The sequence below is a fragment of the Rhizobium sp. UFLA01-1127 genome (assembly GCF_059803845.1).
In genome coordinates, this window is record NZ_JAUQTZ010000031.1 from 39,585 (window position 1) to 57,112 (window position 17,528).

Annotated in this window: 13 protein-coding genes and 1 pseudogene; 10 read left to right on the forward strand and 4 right to left on the reverse strand. The window is 62.0% G+C overall.

The window, feature by feature from the left end; translation table 11 throughout:
• The first annotated feature begins 12 nt into the window (after positions 1 to 12).
• On the forward strand, positions 13 to 1,071 hold the full coding sequence (locus tag Q4Q11_RS10410; RefSeq protein WP_112506591.1) for an enoyl-CoA hydratase/isomerase family protein: 1,059 nt from the start codon (positions 13 to 15) through the stop codon (positions 1,069 to 1,071).
• A gap of 122 nt (positions 1,072 to 1,193) precedes the next feature.
• Positions 1,194 to 2,075 (forward strand): 3-hydroxyisobutyrate dehydrogenase, encoded by an 882-nt coding sequence (gene mmsB / locus Q4Q11_RS10415; RefSeq protein WP_113222978.1) that lies wholly within the window; start codon positions 1,194 to 1,196, stop codon positions 2,073 to 2,075.
• Between the two features lie 235 nt (positions 2,076 to 2,310).
• Here the strand turns inward: mmsB and Q4Q11_RS10420 are convergent, their stop codons facing one another.
• On the reverse strand, positions 2,311 to 4,380 hold the full coding sequence (locus Q4Q11_RS10420; protein ID WP_113213901.1) for an ATP-dependent helicase: 2,070 nt from the start codon (positions 4,378 to 4,380) through the stop codon (positions 2,311 to 2,313).
• A gap of 257 nt (positions 4,381 to 4,637) precedes the next feature.
• Between Q4Q11_RS10420 and Q4Q11_RS10425 the strand changes: the two genes are divergently transcribed.
• Entirely contained in the window at positions 4,638 to 5,513 is an 876-nt protein-coding gene (locus tag Q4Q11_RS10425; RefSeq protein WP_112506600.1) for an SMP-30/gluconolactonase/LRE family protein, read from the forward strand.
• A 145-nt stretch (positions 5,514 to 5,658) separates the two neighbouring features.
• Here the strand turns inward: Q4Q11_RS10425 and secD are convergent, their stop codons facing one another.
• From secD to Q4Q11_RS10440, 3 genes are all read right to left on the reverse strand, one after another.
• Positions 5,659 to 8,214 (reverse strand): protein translocase subunit SecD, encoded by a 2,556-nt coding sequence (gene secD, locus Q4Q11_RS10430; RefSeq protein ID WP_498569439.1) that lies wholly within the window; start codon positions 8,212 to 8,214, stop codon positions 5,659 to 5,661.
• Between the two features lie 85 nt (positions 8,215 to 8,299).
• Positions 8,300 to 8,719, reverse strand: coding sequence for a hypothetical protein (locus Q4Q11_RS10435; RefSeq protein WP_113213899.1), 420 nt, complete (start codon positions 8,717 to 8,719; stop codon positions 8,300 to 8,302).
• A 138-nt stretch (positions 8,720 to 8,857) separates the two neighbouring features.
• Positions 8,858 to 10,384 carry a glycosyltransferase family 39 protein gene (locus tag Q4Q11_RS10440; RefSeq protein WP_113213898.1) on the reverse strand — a complete coding sequence of 509 codons (1,527 nt, stop codon included), beginning with the start codon at positions 10,382 to 10,384 and terminating at the stop codon, positions 8,858 to 8,860.
• Between the two features lie 821 nt (positions 10,385 to 11,205).
• Between Q4Q11_RS10440 and Q4Q11_RS10445 the strand changes: the two genes are divergently transcribed.
• The 7 genes and pseudogenes from Q4Q11_RS10445 to cheB all read left to right on the forward strand — a co-directional run.
• Positions 11,206 to 12,852: a globin-coupled sensor protein gene (locus Q4Q11_RS10445; RefSeq protein ID WP_498569440.1), complete on the forward strand. Its 1,647-nt coding sequence runs from the start codon at positions 11,206 to 11,208 to the stop codon at positions 12,850 to 12,852.
• Positions 12,853 to 12,914: 62 nt separating this feature from the next.
• Positions 12,915 to 13,211: an STAS domain-containing protein gene (locus Q4Q11_RS10450; RefSeq protein ID WP_112506614.1), complete on the forward strand. Its 297-nt coding sequence runs from the start codon at positions 12,915 to 12,917 to the stop codon at positions 13,209 to 13,211.
• Positions 13,208 to 13,573, forward strand: coding sequence for a chemotaxis response regulator CheY1 (gene cheY1 / locus Q4Q11_RS10455; RefSeq protein WP_004128526.1), 366 nt, complete (start codon positions 13,208 to 13,210; stop codon positions 13,571 to 13,573). Before Q4Q11_RS10450 ends, cheY1 begins: the two co-directional genes overlap by 4 nt.
• Before the next feature lie 16 nt (positions 13,574 to 13,589).
• Positions 13,590 to 15,866 carry a chemotaxis protein CheA gene (locus Q4Q11_RS10460; RefSeq protein WP_498569441.1) on the forward strand — a complete coding sequence of 759 codons (2,277 nt, stop codon included), beginning with the start codon at positions 13,590 to 13,592 and terminating at the stop codon, positions 15,864 to 15,866.
• A gap of 4 nt (positions 15,867 to 15,870) precedes the next feature.
• The gene (locus Q4Q11_RS10465; protein ID WP_112506619.1) at positions 15,871 to 16,338 is read left to right on the forward strand and encodes a chemotaxis protein CheW; all 468 of its coding nucleotides are present in this window, start codon (positions 15,871 to 15,873) and stop codon (positions 16,336 to 16,338) included.
• Positions 16,335 to 17,243, forward strand: coding sequence for a protein-glutamate O-methyltransferase CheR (gene cheR, locus Q4Q11_RS10470; RefSeq protein WP_113213895.1), 909 nt, complete (start codon positions 16,335 to 16,337; stop codon positions 17,241 to 17,243). The genes Q4Q11_RS10465 and cheR overlap by 4 nt, the downstream gene beginning before the upstream one ends.
• Positions 17,240 to 17,528, forward strand: a pseudogene (gene cheB / locus Q4Q11_RS10475) (protein-glutamate O-methylesterase CheB); the annotation flags it as partial. The gene cheR and the pseudogene cheB, both read left to right, overlap by 4 nt.

Below are 17,528 nucleotides of genomic sequence, written 5' to 3' on the forward strand. Positions count from 1 at the left end.
CAGGAGATTTGCATGAACAGCACGGACGAAGTCATCATCGAGCGGCGCGGATCGGCCGGCATCGTCAGGCTCAACCGTCCGAAGGCGCTGAACAGCCTGACATTGCCGATGGTGCGCATCATTGCTTCTGCATTGAAGGACTTCGCCGTCGATCCCGCGGTTGCGAGCGTCATCGTCACGGGCGAGGGAGAGCGCGGGTTCAGCGCCGGCGGCGATATCCGCCTGCTGCACCGGAGCGGCAAGGAAGGCAGCGATGAAGCGGAAACCTTCTGGCGCGAGGAATTCCGGCTCAATCATGCCATTTCGCGCTACTCCAAGCCTTATGTCGTGCTGATGGACGGCATCACCATGGGCGGCGGCGTCGGTCTTTCGGCGCATGGCAGCCATCGCGTCGTCACCGAGCGCACGCGTCTTGCCATGCCCGAAACCGGCATCGGCTATTTCCCGGATGTTGGCGCCACCTGGCTGCTGCCGCGCGCACCGGGCGAAGCCGGCACCTGGATGGGGCTGACCGGCCTGACCGTCGAGGCGGCCGACGTTATCCATGCAGGCTTCGCCGATCACTATGTGATGTCCTCCGCGCTGCCGGCTCTCATGGATGCGGTAGCAGCGCTGCCCACCGTTGCTTCCGCCGCAGACGTGCATGCTCTCATCAGGACGATGGCAGCCGATGCTGGCGAAAGCCGGCTTGCGGCAAACCGCGATATGATCGATCGGGCGTTTTCAGCAGACACGGTGGAAGGGATACTGGCGGCATTGGCCGATGAGCCCGGAGAATTTGCCGAAGAAGCCGCTGGCGTGATCGCCAGCCGTTCGCCGACCAGCCTGAAGCTGACCTTGCGGCTGCTGAGGGCAGGGCGTACGAGCGCCAATCTTGCCGAATGCCTCAATCGTGAACTCGGCGCCTGCAGGGGCATATTGTATAATCACGATTTCTACGAGGGCGTGCGCGCCGCTGTTATCGACAAGGACCGCAATCCGAAATGGTCTCCGGCGAGTCTTGCCGAAGTGACCGTTGCCGATCTCGACCGCTTCTTCGTGCCGGCGCAGCCGCCGCTTTTCGCGAGCTAGACCGGTTCAGAGCGTCACGGGATTCTGAATCGGTTTATCTCACTACTTTGAGCGATTTCGGAACGGGAAGCCGATCTGCACTTTCCCGGAGTTGCTTCAACCGATCATGGGAGGAAAACATCATGACACGGATTGCATTCATCGGCCTTGGCAACATGGGCGGCCCGATGGCCGCCAATCTCGTCAAGGCGGGCCATGCCGTTACCGGTTTCGATCTCTCGCATGATGTGCTGAAGGCTGCCGAAGCATCGGGCGTGAGGGCGGCCAATGTGCTGACCGAGGCTTTGGCCGATGCGGAAGTGGTCGTGACAATGCTGCCGAAGGGCCAGCACGTCCTGACCGTATGGACCGACGTTCTGCGCTCGGTACCCAAGGGAACCCTGGTGATCGACAGCTCCACCATCGATGTCGACAGTGCCCGCAAGGCGCATGCCATGGCAGGCGATGCCGGCTGCCTCTCGCTCGATGCGCCGGTGTCCGGCGGCACGGGCGGTGCCGCCGCCGGTACTCTGACTTTCATGGCCGGCGGCTCGACCGAGAGCTTCGCGGCCGCGAAGCCGCTGCTTGAGGTCATGGGGAAGAAGATCGTCCATTGCGGCGATGCCGGCGCCGGCCAGGCGGCGAAGATCTGCAACAACATGGTCCTCGGCATCTCCATGATCGGCGTCTGCGAAGCCTTCGTGCTTGGCGAAAAGCTTGGCCTCTCTCACCAGGCCCTCTTCGATGTCGCCTCGACCTCTTCCGGCCAGTGCTGGTCGATCAATACCTATTGCCCCGTGCCCGGCCCGGTTCCGACCTCGCCTGCCAATAATGACTACAAGCCCGGCTTTGCGGCGGCGCTGATGCTCAAGGATCTGCGGCTATCTCAGGAAGCGGCACTCTCCAGCGGCGCATCGACACCTCTGGGCGCGGAAGCGGCGCAGCTCTATGCGCTCTTCGAAAAGCTCGGCAACGGCGACCGCGATTTTTCGGCAATCATCGAGATGTTTCGCGAGGCGAAGTGAGGGTGGCTGGATAGTTGGACGGGTGTGGGTTTGCCCCTCAACCCGGCCCTCTTCCGCTCGCGGGGAGAGGGGGGAGTTGTGCCACGAGCGGCTCCCGGTTGAGAGAAGGAAGGCCTACTGCTTTGTGGGGTCGTCCCCCTCGCCCCGCTTGCGGGGAGAGGGTTAGGGTGAGGGCTAGGCGCGAAGCTGAGGCATCAAAGAGCATGCCTGACCTGCCGACCTCGATTGCTGCAACTCACCGCCACATGCCCCGCATGCGCGCACCCATATCGACGCGCACCTCTCGCGCCCGAATGGCGGCTGCGCTTTCGGCCCGCGCTTGCGGCCAGCCGCAAACCTCGAAGAACTGCAGCAACGTCGCCGGGATGAAGCGGGTGCGCGAGGCGAAGACATGTTTGTCGCCCTGCGCATGCTGGCCATGCACGAAGAAGCGCTGCGGAATGACGAGATCGAGATTGTCCTTCGCTCGCGTCATGGCGACGTAGAGCAGCCGACGCTCCTCCTCGATCTCGGCGGATGATCCGACGGCGAGATCGGCGGGTATGCAGCCGTCGACGGCGTTGAGGATGAAGACTTTCGTCCACTCCTGACCCTTGGCGGAATGGATTGTCGAAAGGATCAGATAGTCCTCGTCGAGCAGCGGCACGCCGGCCTGATCGCTGGTCGCATCGGGCGGATCGAGCGTCAGTTCGGTAAGGAAACGCTCGCGCGAACCGTAGCCCGCGGCGATCTGTTCGAGCTGGACGAGATCTGCCTGGCGGGTCGCGGCATCCTCATGCGCGCGCTCCAGATACGGCTCGTACCATTGCCGAACCAGGCCGATTTCAGCCGGCCAGCCGGCCTTGCCGCTTTTGACCTCCCGCATCGTCTCGACAAAGGCGGCCCAGTCGTCTCCCGTGCGCGGCGGCGGCGGAAGCTCGGCAAGGGCCGTGATCGGGCTCGCCTCTTCGCCGATCTGGTCGAGCACGCGCTGCGCGGTGGAAGGGCCGACGCCGGGCAGGAGCTGCATCAGGCGGAACCCCGCCACACGGTCGCGCGGATTCTGGGCGAAGCGCAGCGCCGCCAGCATGTCCTTGACATGGGCGCTGTCGAGGAATTTCAGCCCGCCGAACTTGACGAAAGGAATGTTGCGGCGCGTGAGTTCCACTTCCAGCGGGCCGCTATGGCTTGAGGTGCGGAAGAGCACCGCTTGCTGCTTGAGCCTCGCGCCGCCCTCGCGATTTTCCAGCACCTGGTCGGCGATGTAGCGCGCCTGGTCGGCCTCGTCGCGCACTGTCACCAGCCGCGGCCGCTCTGGGCTTCGCCGCTCGGTGCGCAGGTTCTTGGTGAAGCGCTCGGAGGCAAGATCGATCACGGCGTTGGCGGCAGCCAGGATCGGCTGCGTCGAGCGGTAATTGCGATCGAGCGTGACGATATCGGCCGATGGCGTGAAAGCCTTGGGGAAATCGAGAATGTTGCGTACGGTCGCGGCGCGGAAGGAATAGATCGACTGCGCGTCGTCGCCGACGACGGTCAATCCCCGGCCATCCGGCTTCAAAGCAAGCAGTATGGAAGACTGCAGCCGGTTGGTGTCCTGATATTCGTCGACGAGCACATGGTCGAACCGGCTGCCGATATCCCCGGCGATCAGCGGCTCCTGCAGCATATGCGCCCAATAGAGCAGCAGATCGTCGTAATCGAGCACGTTCTGCGCCTGCTTCGCCTCGACATAACAGGCGAAGAGATCGCGCAGCTGCTGCTCCCACATGGCGCACCAGGGAAAGAAGTCGCGCAGCACACCGTCGAGCGGCGCTTCGGCATTGACGGAGCGCGAATAGATGGCAAGGCAGGTCGCCTTGGTCGGGAAGCGGTTTTCGGTCTTGGAAAAACCGAGGTCATGACGCGCAAGGTTCATCAGGTCGGCACTGTCTTCGCGGTCGTGAATCGTGAAGGCCGGGTCGATGCCGATCTGTTCTGCATAATCCCGCAGCAGGCGAGCACCGATGCCGTGGAACGTACCCGTCCAGGCAAGCGCGTCGGGGGTGATGCCGGCATTCGCTCCCAGTACCTCGCGGCAGATGCGCTCGACGCGGCGGCCCATTTCGGCGGCGGCGCGGCGCGAGAAAGTCATCAGCAGGATGCGGCGCGGATCTGCGCCTTTGACGATCAGATGTGCGACACGATGGGCAAGCGTGTTGGTCTTGCCGGAGCCGGCCCCGGCGATGACAAGCAGCGGCCCGGCTATATGGCTGTTGCCCTCCGTCGTGCCATGCTCCACCGCCAGCCGCTGCTCCGGGTTTAGTTTTTCCAGATAGGCGGCGGTCATCAATTCTCCTGGATGGACGGGGCTTCCTGGCGGTGCACGACGAATCGCGGGTGCGGAAAAATATGTGCGTTCTATGGATGTTCCGAATCGCCGAAGCCTGTCAAGTTTCATCGGACCCGCACGGAGATGTGACCTTTCGCGCAAGAATCTTATCCGGATTTGGCCGGATGCAGCTCGAAAAGGACTTTCTTCGTACTTATCTATCGTTTTGGCGCGGTATTTTGAGTTCGCAGTGCGTAGAGTGAAGGTTTCCGAACATGAACGAAACGATCGCCATCGGCCTGCGTCTGCCTGGCGGACTGGTGGCTTTACCGGACGGGCGCCTCGCGCTTGTCGAAATGGATGCCAGCCGCCGCTGCCTGAAGCTTTTCGACTCAAGCGGCGCATCTGAGGAAGTTTGTCGGATCGGCGGCACTCCGGCGGGGGTTGCGGTCGATGGGAATGGGTGCTTCTGGGTGGCCGGCGGGCCGGAGAGTTCCATTCTCAGGCTCTCGCCGCAGGGACGGGTCCTTCAGGTGATAGAGGGCGGCGCAGACGGTCCGTTTCTCCATCCGAATGCTCTTGCCTTCGGGCCTGACGGCCTGCTTTACATGACCGATTCCGGCATCCGCCTCGCCGATCTTCTGGAAGGTGGCCACGTTCATCCCGACTTCTTCAAGGCGGCCTATAACGGTCGTGTTTATCAGATCGATCCGGCGGAAGGCCGGGTCATACGTGTTCTGGCCGCGGGTCTGCTGCTTGCCGGCGGCATTGCTTTCGATGCTGACGGGTTGCTTTACTACAGCGAAACGCTCACTGGAAAAATCTACCGGCAGGTAGTCGGCGGACGGCATGAGACGTTTGCGCAATCGATGACGTCGCCCGCCGTAAACGTGCTGCGCGGACCGTCCGGCTTGGCGTTTGATCGCAGCGGCGTGCTCTACTGCGCCATGTACGGTCTGGGCGAAATCTGCCTGATCGATACGGAGGGCAGGATGGCGGGCCATATCCGCACGAATGGAGCGCGGTCGGGAAATATCGCCTTCACCGTCGATGGCAAGCACCTGCTCGTCAGCGAGCAGGAAAAGGGTGTCGTTGAGAAGATAACGGCACCGCGTCCAGGGCTGCCGCTGCATATGCCGTCCATTTCCTGAAGCGCTTCGCCGTCCTTCAGACCAGCTCCTTGCGCCTTGGAACGATTTCAGCAAAACCGCCGCGCATTTTGGTGCGAGACGCTCCCGTCCGGCTGATGGACATGCCCGGCGGGCGGGCATGTCCCGTTTCTATAGATCCTGCAGCTTATTCCGCCGCAGGAATCTGCTTGTCCTTGCCGGACTTGCCGTCCGCGGGCTTGCCATCGTTGGCGATGACCTTGGCATGGCGGCGGCGCCAGTCGCCGAGGAAGAGCAGGATCGGCGCTGCGATGAAGACCGACGAGGCGCCAGCCACGAGGATGCCGAACACCATCGGGATCGCGAAGCTGGAGACGGCGCTTCCGCCCCAGATCGCCATCGGCACCAGCGCCAGGAAGGCGGTGGCGTTGGTATAGAGGCTTCGCGCCAGGGTCTCGTTGATCGACTTGTCGATGATATCTCGCAGCGGCATCGACTTGTAGAGCCGCATGTTCTCGCGCATGCGGTCATAGACCACGACCTTGTCGTTCACCGAATAACCGACGAGCGTCAGGATCGCGGCGATGGCCGTCAGGTTGAAATCGAGGCCGGTGATCGCGAAGAAGCCGATCGCCTTGGTAACGTCGAGCACCAGCGTGACGATAGCGCCGACCGCGAACGGCCATTCGAAACGGTACCAGATATAGAACAGCATCGCCAGGCTGGCGATCACGACCGAGAGGATACCGGCCCAGGCAAGCTCGCCCGAGACCTTCGGACCGATGACGTCGATGCCTTCGATGGTCGCGCTCGGGTCGATCTTAACGATTTCGGCCTTGAGCTTGGTCACGGCCGCCGTCTGCGCCTCTTCGCCGCCATCCTGGCGCTGGGCACGAACAAGGATGCTGTTGTTGTCGCCGAAGGACTGCAGCGCGATTTCGCCGAGGCCGAGCGTGTTCAGGCCGGCGCGGAACGTCGACAAATCGGCGGCGTCCTTGGTTTTGACCGACATCTGGATGCCGCCTCGGAAATCGACGCCGTAATTGAGGCCCGGATGGATGAACAGGACCACCGAGGCGATCGACAGGATCGCCGAGACGGTGACGCCGAAGAAGCGGGCCTTCATGAACTGGATGTGCTTGTCATAGGGGCTGAAGGGGATCAGCGGCCTGATGTTGACCACCTTCAGCTTGCGGCGACGGGTGATGGCGATCATCACGACGCGCACGAAGGCGACGGAGGTGAACATAGAGATGATGAGGCCGAGACCCATGGTTACGGCAAAGCCGCGAACCGGGCCGGAGCCGAAGTAGAACAGGATGGCGGCGGCGATCAGGGCCGTCATGTTGCCGTCGATAATCGTGGAATAAGCTTTCTTGAAGCCGTTATCGATAGCGGCGAAGGCGCTGCGGCCCTTGCGGGTTTCTTCGCGGATGCGCTCGTTGATCAGAACGTTGGCATCGACCGCAAGACCGATACCGAGGACGACGCCGGCGATGCCGGGCAGCGTCAGCGTGGCGCCGACCAGCGTCAGGGCCGAGAAGGTCAGGATCGTATGGATGAGCAGCGCGACATTCGCGAGAATCCCCCAGGCGCCGTAGAGCACGAAGATGAAGGCGGCAACCAGGACGAAGCCGACCAGGCCGCTGTAGATGCCTTTCTGGATCGCGTCGCTGCCGAGGTCGGCGCCGACGGTACGCTCTTCGATGACGGTGAGCTTGGCCGGCAGCGCGCCGGCGCGCAGCAGGGCGGCAAGCGTGGTGGCGCTGTCTGCGGTGAAATTGCCGGAGATCTGGCCCGAACCGCCGGTGATCGGCTCGCGGATATTCGGGGCGCTCAGCACCTTATTGTCGAGGACGATCGCGAAAGGCTTGCCGACGTTTTCGCGGGTGATTTCGGCAAAGCGGTTGGCACCGGCGCTGTCGAAGCGGAAGGTGACGAGCGGCTCATGCGTGTTCGGGTCGAAGCTGACGCGGGCGTCCTTCAGGCGGTCGCCGGACAGCTCGATACGGTCGAGGACCGGATAGCTGTTGCCCCGCTCGTCCTTCATGATGGTGACGCCGGGGGGAGGATTGTTCGGGTCGGCATTGTCGGCAAGCAGGTGGAAGGACATCTTCGCGGTCGAGCCGAGCAGTTCGCGCAGATGCGACGGATCCTGCGCGCCTGGCAGCTGCACGAGAACGCGGTTCGGGCCGACACGCTGGATGGTCGGTTCGGCAACGCCAACCTGGTCGACGCGCTTGCGGATGACTTCCAGGCTCTGCTGAACGGCGGAATCGACATTGGCCGAAATGCCTGCCGGCGAGAAGGACATCGCGATGGTTGCGCCATTCGGCGTGATATTGAGATCGGACTGACCTGCGGACAGGCCCGATGTGATCGTGTTGGCAAGCGTGCGCAGCTGCGTCACGGCATCGCCGCTCTGCGTTGCGTCGTTGAGCGTTACGACGATCTGATCGCCGTTGCGCACGATCGAGCGTGTCTGGATGTTCTTGTCGCGCAGCACGCGGCGTGCGTCCTGCTGCAGCGACTGCAGCCGGCCGTTCGTCAGATCCTTTTCGTCGACTTCGAGGACGAGATAGGAGCCGCCGCGAAGGTCGAGGCCGAGAGATACCTGGCTATGCGGCAGCCAGGATGGGATTTTGCTGAGGGCCGACGGCGGAAGTGCGTTCGGCAGGGCCACGAGAAGGCCGAGCACGATGATCACCGAATAAAGTGCCACCAGCCATGGTGAAGTGCGCATGGGTATTGTCCTTGGAAATACACTTATGCCTGCGGCCGGGCCGCTGGCGGTCTTGTCGGAAATGCGGCGCGTACGCGCCAAACGCTTAGAGGAGCGTGCCTGGAGGCGCGCGAGCGAGATAGGCGCGAAACGCCACGGATTCGAGCCGTGCGGCATCGTTCGGTCGGCTCACCAGCCAGGAGGTTCCCGGATATCCAAAGGTGGGGAGGGAGCCAAGCGTTGCAGGCCCTATGTCGTGCCATGTGGCCTTCGGCGTCACCAGTCGGTCGGCAACGACAATGCCGCGTACCGGATCGCGCAGGGAAAGGTAGAGGGGCTGACTGTCCTTGCCCGAGGACAGCGCTTCGGCATCGGCGCGCGCGGCAAGATTGATGCCGCCGCCGAGCGCCAGTCCGACATAGGCGAAAAACGCGACGAACAGCGAGGCGATCACGCGCGCTCCGGCGCGGTGCGTCCTCTCGTCTCTATCTTCGCTGTCGGCGGCGCCGAATTCGAGCGGGCTCAACGGTCCAAAATGCCTTCATTCCTTTGCCGGAGCGAACTCCGGCGGTTCGGTCATGATAACAGGACGCCTAGCGTCTTCCTAGTAACCGCCTGTCATGATGCAGTTGCACGAGCGGGTCAACAGTCCCGGCTCGATTTCTTAATTTTCCGTGGTTTCCGTTCCGGCGGCCGAAGGCTTGGCCGCCAGGCACGATGCCGGAACGCGATAGGCATAAAGTGTCTTGCCCTTCATTTCCCCATAGGGCGGCGACCAGCTCTTGATGAGCTCGGCCTGACCCTCGGGGCAAACGATCGTGTCGCTGCCGACGAACAGGACCGGGCCGGTCGCGTCGGCCGGCAGGGAGAAGTTCTGCTCGTAATAATTCTTGGGGAAGCCGCCGAAATGTCGGGCATAGATGCGGAACGGCCTGCCCCTCAGCGTATAGTAGAGGTCAGCCAGGATATCGCGGTCCTGCGAGACGATGTCCGAGACCTTCGCCTCCGTGGCGATATTGGCGATTTCTTCACTGATGATGCTGCGGCCGACATAGCGCTTCATGACGAGGTCGCCGTTCGGCAGCTTGATATCCAGAGCGAAGACCGTTAGCACCGGGATTGCGAAGGCGACGACCGCACCGATGATCAGCGAGGTGCTGAGCCCCTTCTTCGTCAGGCGGTAGAGCACCCAGACGGCAAGAATGGTGCCGGCAGCATAGGCGGAAACGGCCCAGTTGGCGTAGGCCTTGGCCAGCAAGGCCTGCAGGGTGATCAAGGCTACGACGGGCACCGACAGCCAGAACAGCAGCTTTTCCCGGTCGTCGCTCTGTCCACGGATGAGCCGCCACGTCGCCCACAAGAGCGCATAGAAGACGACCGGTCCCACCACGCCGAATTGCGCGCCGAAGAAGCTGAGCCCGTTGAGCACGTGCTTCAGCAGGCCGTTGCCGCCGCCCCCCTTGCTCCATTGAGCGATACTTTCGGTGTGCTTTATGGTCGCCGCATCATGGGTGACGTTCCACCAGAGATTGGGGGAAACGACGATGGCGCCGATGATGGCGGCAATCGCGACATCCCGCCAGGCGATGCGCGCCGAACGCATCGTCAGCATGGCGATGCCGACACCGGGCAAGAGGAAAAGTATCGAATATTTCGTCAGGAATGCAATGCCGAGGCTGGCGCCCAGGATGACGGCTTCGAGGATCGAAGACCGTTTGGTCAGGCCGATAAAGGCCCAGATCGCGGTCGTCACGAACAGGATCTGGATCGTATCGGTCGATACCAGAACGGCCGATAGCGAGGCAGCCGGAAGCGTGATGAAGATGACGCCGACCCAAGGGGCGATCTCGCGCCCGGTTTCGTCGTCGATCAGCCGCCGCGTGGTGCACATCAGCATCAAGGCGGTGGCGAGATGGAAAAGCGGCGCCGATATGCGGATCCAGAAGGTCGCATCCGATCCGGAAATCATATTGAAGAAGCGGATGACCCAGGCAATCATCGGCGGCTTGGAATAATAGCCGAAATCCAGATTCTGCCCCCAGAACCAGTATTGCGCCTCGTCGACGAAAAGGTCGGTCCTGTTGACGAGCAACATGAGCACGCGCCAGAGCGTTACTCCGAAGATGATCGCAAGGGCCGCTCGCAGCGAAAGTTTCTGGGGGCTTGTTCGGGAATGGGTCGTGTCGAGCATTAACGGATGGATCTCGGTGCATAGTTTTGAGGCTTAATACGGAACTATTGAGCTCAAAGCTAGCTCTTGGCCATCCGGAAAGACCGTCGAAGAGCTGCAGGTATGGCCGCAAACGTGCCATCCATCCGGTTTTGAGGGCCGAAATATCGGACCGGCGGTCCTAGAGCGGCTCAGTTTTTCACGGAATCTTTGAACCGCTCTATTTCTTCGTTTTCAAGCAATTCCGGACGGAAAACCGCTGTGCACTTTTGCTGGAAACTCTAGAGAACGCGGGGAGTGGCCTTGCTGCGCGCTTCTTCGATGCGGCATAGAAACATGAAGGCCGCCAGCGTCAGGCTGGCCATCAGTGAGGCGGTCAAACCAAGAACAATCATTGCTCTCCCCCTATCGGCATCGAAGCCGTCTATCCCCTTTGGAGTAAGACATGAAGCTTGCTCGTGACTTGTGTCCCGTAAGCTTCCCCTTCTGCCGAACCCTCATGGAAAGCGTCGCTAAATTAGCGGTGACCGAAACGAGGGGCCGGCCCGATGCCATTAACCTTCGGGCAAGGAATTAACCATAAATATTGAACCTGAACGTCGGAATGGGAAAATTGTGACTCGTTCTCACCAGGCATGAAGCCGCCCCGTCGTACCGGGTCCGATCCGGTATCCATCTCATCAAACAGGTCCGCAAAAGACTTTGATGAACGAGCGAGCTTCAGCGCCTCGATCACTTGATCGGTGGCGGTCTGTGCTTTTCCTCGCCTCTTCATAGCGCTTGGCGCGGACCATCAGCGGTTTCGCCGCGCTTGTGCGCGCGGCAGTTCGGCGGGGACGACTTTGGCGCAGCATACGCCGTCAGATCAGGCAGGCAGGGCGCAGGCTGGCAGCCTTCGCGACCGCTTGCGTTTTGCTGGTCTCGACGCCGGGCAATGCGATATTTTGCGCCGCAACAGGCCCATGCTCGAAGCCCATCTCAAGGCCGGCCTGCGCGACCTTTTCCACCGCTTCCAGACATTTGCGGACGCTTCCCGAAATTTCACCAGTGAAAGTCAGATAGAGCGGCTCCAGGATCTGCAGTCCTCGCATTGGGATGTTCTGACGGATGCGCGCTTCGACAGCCTCTATGCCGAGCGCGTCAAGATTCTCGCCGACAGCGAAAGCAAGATGGGCCTCGACCCCCGCTGGCATGTCGCGGGTCATGGCGTCGTGCTGGAGCATCTTCTTGCCGGCCTCCTCGAAGACATGGGCGGTCGCGCCATTCTTCCGGGCGCCAAACGCCGCGCCCGCGAGCTGAGCGAACTCGTCACATCTGTCGTGCGCCTCGTGATGGTCGATGTCGAAATTGCCGTATCGCTGCGTTTCAACGAATTGCGGATCGGCCATCAGCGTGCGCTGGCCGAGCAGCGGACCGCCGATCGCGCCGAAGCGGCATCCCTCCTTGCCGAACTTGCCAACGGCCTTGCTGACCGCGATCTGACGATCCGTATGCCGATGGATTGTCCCGAAGCTTACACCGAAGTCGCGGAAGCCTTGAATGCTGCGCTGGCGGATATCCAGCAGCAGTTTTCGGCGCTGTCCGGCGGTGTACAGGCGGCCGAGGCGACGAGTGATGCTATTTCCCGCGCCTCGAAATCCCTGGCGGAAAAATCGGCCGAGCAGTCGCAAGGACTTGCGGCGTCTGCGCGGCAGCTTGCTGAGCTTGCCGAGCAGGTGCGCGGCAATGCGGCCGATACGCGATCGGCCGAGCGCGTGACGGCCTCGACCCGCGCTGCGGCTGAAGACAGCGGCAGGATCGTCGGCCAGGCGATATCGGCCATGGCCGATATCGAGACCTCGGCCGAAAAGATCGGCCAAATCATCGGCGTCATCGACGAGATCGCGTTCCAGACCAATCTTCTCGCGCTGAATGCCGGTATCGAGGCCGCTCGCGCCGGCGACAGCGGCCGCGGCTTTGCCGTCGTTGCGCAGGAAGTCCGTGCGCTCGCGCAGCGTTCCGCCGACGCCGCGCGCGAGATCAAGGTTCTGGTGACGGGTACCAAGGCGCAGGTGGATGCCGGCGTCCAGATGGTCGGCCGCACCCAGGATGCGATCGGCAGCATCGTCCGCCAGGTGACCGATATCAACGAAGCCATCTCCGGAATTGCGGCGGCGAGCGATGAACAGCTCGCCGGCCTCAAGACGCTGACATCGGACATCGGCGGCTATAGCGAGCGTGCGGCGGCCGGAGAAAACGAGGCGAACCGTTCCGAGGAAGGCGCCGATCATCTACATACCGTCGTCGTCGAGCTTGGCCGGACCATTCGCGAGTTCCGCATCGAGCGCGAGCGGCGCCATGCGGCGTCTCCCGCGCCCGTCAAAGCCGGCCAGCAACGACAGCTGCCCACCCGCGATGCGTTCGCCGGCGCGCACGACGAAGAAGAGATGGCTGATTTCGGTTTCCCGCTCCGCAGGATCGCAACGGGAGGCGAGCGCAATGCCTATTGATCTTTCAGTTTCATGCACATGCGGGCCGACAGGCCTGATTTCAGACAACGAGGAATGACGCGATGCCGAGCAGGAAAGGCGAAAAGACAATCAGTCTGGCCGCGGTGCTGGACCTCAACGAGGCCTCTGCCCTTCGCGGCACACTGATGCGGTTGCGCGGCAGCAATGTCGCGATCGATGCGTCGGGCGTCGAAAGGATCGGGACCTTATGCGTGCAGGTCATCATGGCTGCCGCCAAGACCTGGGATGAGGACAAGCTCTCCTTCACCTTCTCCAAGGTGTCGGATGCGTTTCAAAAAACGATGCAGGTGATCGGGGTGGATATCTCCCATCTGCTTGCCAAGGAGATCCGGAAATGAAGAAAAAAGTACTGACCGTGGATGATTCACGGACCATTCGAAACATGCTTCTCGTGACCCTCAATAATGCGGGTTTCGAGACCATTCAGGCTGAAGACGGCGTCGAGGGCCTGGAAATTCTGGAAGAAGCCAATCCGGACGTCATCGTTACGGATATCAACATGCCGCGCCTCGACGGTTTCGGCTTCATCGAGGGCGTGCGCCGCAACGACCGATATCGCGCCGTTCCGATCCTCGTGCTGACGACCGAAAGCGATGCGGAAAAGAAGAACCGTGCCCGGCAGGCCGGTGCGACCGGCTGGATCGTCAAGCCGTTCGATCCCGCCAAGCTGATCGATGCCATCGAGCGCGTAACCGCCTAAACAGGATCCACCCCTCATGGATATGAACGAAATCAAAGAGATTTTCTTCCAGGAGTGCGAAGAGCAGCTCGCCGAACTGGAATCCGGTCTCCTGAAAATGAACGATGGCGACCGCGATCCGGAAACCGTCAACGCCGTGTTCCGTGCCGTTCATTCCATCAAGGGTGGGGCAGGTGCCTTCGGTCTGGACGACCTGGTCGCATTCGCCCACGTCTTCGAGACCACGCTTGATTGCGTTCGATCCAACAAGCTGGAGCCGACCCAGGATGTCCTGAAGGTCATGCTCAAGGCTGCCGACGTTCTGGCGGATCTCACCAATGCCGCCCGCGACGGCGGCAGCGTCGATCAGGCTCGCAGCCGCGGCCTCGTCAAGGAACTGGAAGCGCTGGCAAATGGCGATCTTCCCGCGCCGTCGGCGGCAGCGGCGGTCGTCGAGACAGCTCCCCAGCCCGCGGTGCCGGCTCCGACTGATGATAGCGGTTTCCAGCCGATTCCCTTCAGCTTCGACGACGATTTCGGCGGCGACGAGCCGGCCGGCGCCGGCGTGCCCGAATATGAAGTCAACTTCAAGCCGCGCGCCGATCTCTACGCGAAGGGCAACGACGCGACGCTGCTTCTGCGCGACCTCGCGCGGCTAGGCGAGATGAATATCTTCTGCGATACGGACGCGTTGCCGGCTCTTCCGGACCTCGATCCCGAAAACGCATATTTCAAATGGGCGATCTCGATCAAGACGGACAAGGGCGAGGACGCAATTCGCACCGTCTTCGAATTTGCCGAATGGGATTGCGATCTCGATGTCAGGCAGGTTGAAAGCGACGTTGTGTCGGCAAGCGAAGAACTTCCGATGGTGCCTGTGCCCTTCGATCTCTCCATCCTCGACGATGACGGCGCCGCACCGGCTACCAAAATCGTTAAGGAAGCTCCTGCGCTGAAGAATGATGCCGCCGCCGCCGTCGCCGCGGCGGAAACCGCCAGCAACGTCACGCAGCTCGCCTCCGCTGCCGCGCGCGTCGAAAAGAAGGAGGCCGCCCTTGCCGCTGCCGCCGCCGCCAATGCGGCTGCCGCCCAGAACAGCGGAGCCGCCGGCCAAACCATTCGTGTCGATCTCGACCGCGTCGACCGGCTGATCAATCTCGTGGGCGAGCTCGTCATCAACCAGGCGATGCTCTCCCAGAGCGTCATCGAGAACGACAATAACGGCACATCCTCGATCAACATGGGTCTCGAAGAGCTGCAGCAGCTCACCCGCGAGATCCAGGACAGCGTCATGGCGATCCGCGCCCAGCCGGTGAAGCCGGTCTTCCAGCGCATGTCGCGCATCGTCCGCGAAATCGCCGACATGACCGGCAAATCGATCCGCCTGATCACCGAAGGTGAGAACACCGAAGTCGACAAGACGGTCATCGACAAGCTTGCCGAACCGCTTACGCACATGATCCGCAATGCCGTCGACCACGGCATCGAAACGCCGGAAAAGCGCGCGACGCTCGGCAAGAACCCGGAAGGCACCGTTCGCCTGACGGCAAAGCACCGCTCCGGCCGCATCCTGATCGAGCTTGCGGACGACGGCGCCGGCATCAACCGCGAAAAGGTGCGCCAGAAGGCCATCGACAACGACCTGATCCCGGCCGACGCCAATCTCTCGGACGAGGAGGTCGACAATCTGATCTTCCTGCCCGGCTTCTCGACCGCCGACAAGATCTCGGACATTTCCGGCCGCGGCGTCGGCATGGACGTGGTCAAGCGCTCGATCCAGGCCCTCGGCGGCCGCATCAACATCAGCTCCAGGCCGGGGCAGGGCTCCGTCTTCACCATGAGCCTGCCGCTGACGCTGGCAGTCCTCGACGGTATGGTGGTCACGGTTGCAGGCCAGACCCTGGTCGTGCCGTTGACCGCGATCGTCGAGACGCTGCAGCCCGAAGCCTCCGCCATCCACTCCTTCGGCGCAAATCATCGGCTCATTTCGATCCGTAACAGCTTCTGCCCCCTGGTCGATGTCGGCCGCATCCTGAACTTCCGCGCCACGCAGGCCGATCCGGTCGAAGGCGTCGCGCTGCTGGTGGAATCGGAAGGCGGCGGTCAGCGTGCGCTGATGGTCGATGCCATCCAGGGCCAGCGTCAGGTCGTCATCAAGAGCCTCGAAGCCAATTATACGCACGTGCCGGGCATTGCGGCCGCGACCATCCTCGGCGATGGCCGTGTTGCGCTGATCCTCGATGTCGATGCGGTGGTCGGCGCTTCGCGCGGCCAGTCGCTGAAGCCTGAAATGTCTTACGCGGCGGTGGGGTGAGTTGATGTCCTACGCCGTCAAGAGCCTGACACAGGGCACTCGCGAGCTGATCGCCTTTCGCATCGGCGATCAGGAATTTTGCGTCGATATCATGTCGGTCCGCGAAATTCGCGGCTGGACGCAGGCAACGGCCATGCCGCATGCGCCCGGTTATATGCTCGGGGTCGTCAATCTGCGCGGCGCCGTGCTGCCGATCGTCGACCTCTCCGCCCGGCTTGGCATGAAGCAGGCGGAACCGACGGCGCGGCATGTGATCATCGTCGCCCAGGTCAGGCGCAAGGTGGTCGGTCTCCTGGTCGATGCGGTTTCAGACATCCTGACGATCACCGACGACAGCATCCAGCCGACGCCGGAGGTTTCTTCCGATCACGAGCGGCAGTTTGCCCGCGGTATCGTGGCGATCGATCGCCGCATGATCTGCTTGATCGAATTGGAAGCCCTGTTCCCTGAAAGTGAAAGCGAGGCCGCATGAGCGTGATGGGAGCAATGGATTTCAGGGCGTCTCCGGATGAGGTGCTGGCGAGCGGCGAGTATCCGCTGACGCGGCGCGACCTCTCGGAAATCGCCGCCATGATCTATGCGGATGCGGGCATTTCGCTGAACGAGAGCAAGGCGTCGCTCGTCTATTCGAGGTTGTCGAAGCATATTCGCGCGCTGGGGCTTTCCGGCTTCCGCGACTACTGCGCATTGGTTTCTTCCCCGGCGGGAAGTGCTGAGCGTCGCGAGATGCTGTCGCATCTGACGACCAATTTCACACGCTTCTTCCGCGAAAACCATCATTTCGACCACCTGCGCGACGAGGTCCTGCCGGGCCTATTGGCGCGCGCCAAGGCCGGCGGTCGGGTGCGCATCTGGTCGGCGGCCTGTTCCGACGGCCAGGAACCCTATTCGATAGCGCTCACCGTGCTGGCATTGATGCCGAATGCCGCTGATTTCGATTTCAAGATCCTGGCGACGGACATCGACCCCAAGATCCTGGGACTTGCCCGCGCAGGCGCCTATGACGAAGCGGCGCTCGAAACGATTTCGCCCGCCATGCGCAAGCAATGGTTCCAGGAAGTCGATGTGCAGGGCCGTCGCAAATTCCAGATCGATGATCGTGTCAAGCGGCTCATCACCTTCAACGAGCTGAACCTCTTGGCGCAGTGGCCCTTCAAGGGCATGTTCGATGTCATTTTCTGCCGTAACGTCGTCATCTATTTCGACGAACCGACGCAGACGAAGATCTGGACGCGCTTCGCCGGCCAGCTGCACGAAAGCGGCCACCTCTATATCGGTCATTCCGAACGCGTATCCGGCGAGGCGAAGCACGTCTTCGACAATATCGGCATCACCACCTATCGCTATCTCGGCAAGAATTCGGGGAGGAAATCATGAACGCCGCTGCCCGTGTTCTCGTCGTCGATGACTCTCCGACCATGCGCGGCCTGATCACCGCCGTCCTGCGTGCCGATCCCGACGTCAATGTCGTCGGCCAGGCTGGCGATGCCCTTGAAGCACGCGCCGCCATCAAGGCGCTCAATCCCGATGTCGTCACCCTCGACATCGAGATGCCGAACATGAACGGCCTGGAATTCCTGGAAAAGATCATGACGCTGAGGCCGATGCCCGTCATCATGGTTTCCACGATGACGCATCGCGGGGCGGATGCGACACTGGCTG

Coding starts and splice junctions, on each gene's coding strand:
- Q4Q11_RS10410 (WP_112506591.1), top strand. CDS start 13: ATGAACAGCACGGACGAAGTCATCATCGAGCGGCGCGGATCGGCCGGC.
- mmsB (WP_113222978.1), top strand. CDS start 1,194: ATGACACGGATTGCATTCATCGGCCTTGGCAACATGGGCGGCCCGATG.
- Q4Q11_RS10420 (WP_113213901.1), bottom strand. CDS start 4,380: ATGACCGCCGCCTATCTGGAAAAACTAAACCCGGAGCAGCGGCTGGCG.
- Q4Q11_RS10425 (WP_112506600.1), top strand. CDS start 4,638: ATGAACGAAACGATCGCCATCGGCCTGCGTCTGCCTGGCGGACTGGTG.
- secD (WP_498569439.1), bottom strand. CDS start 8,214: ATGCGCACTTCACCATGGCTGGTGGCACTTTATTCGGTGATCATCGTG.
- Q4Q11_RS10440 (WP_113213898.1), bottom strand. CDS start 10,384: ATGCTCGACACGACCCATTCCCGAACAAGCCCCCAGAAACTTTCGCTG.
- Q4Q11_RS10450 (WP_112506614.1), top strand. CDS start 12,915: ATGCCGAGCAGGAAAGGCGAAAAGACAATCAGTCTGGCCGCGGTGCTG.
- cheY1 (WP_004128526.1), top strand. CDS start 13,208: ATGAAGAAAAAAGTACTGACCGTGGATGATTCACGGACCATTCGAAAC.
- Q4Q11_RS10460 (WP_498569441.1), top strand. CDS start 13,590: ATGGATATGAACGAAATCAAAGAGATTTTCTTCCAGGAGTGCGAAGAG.
- Q4Q11_RS10465 (WP_112506619.1), top strand. CDS start 15,871: ATGTCCTACGCCGTCAAGAGCCTGACACAGGGCACTCGCGAGCTGATC.
- cheR (WP_113213895.1), top strand. CDS start 16,335: ATGAGCGTGATGGGAGCAATGGATTTCAGGGCGTCTCCGGATGAGGTG.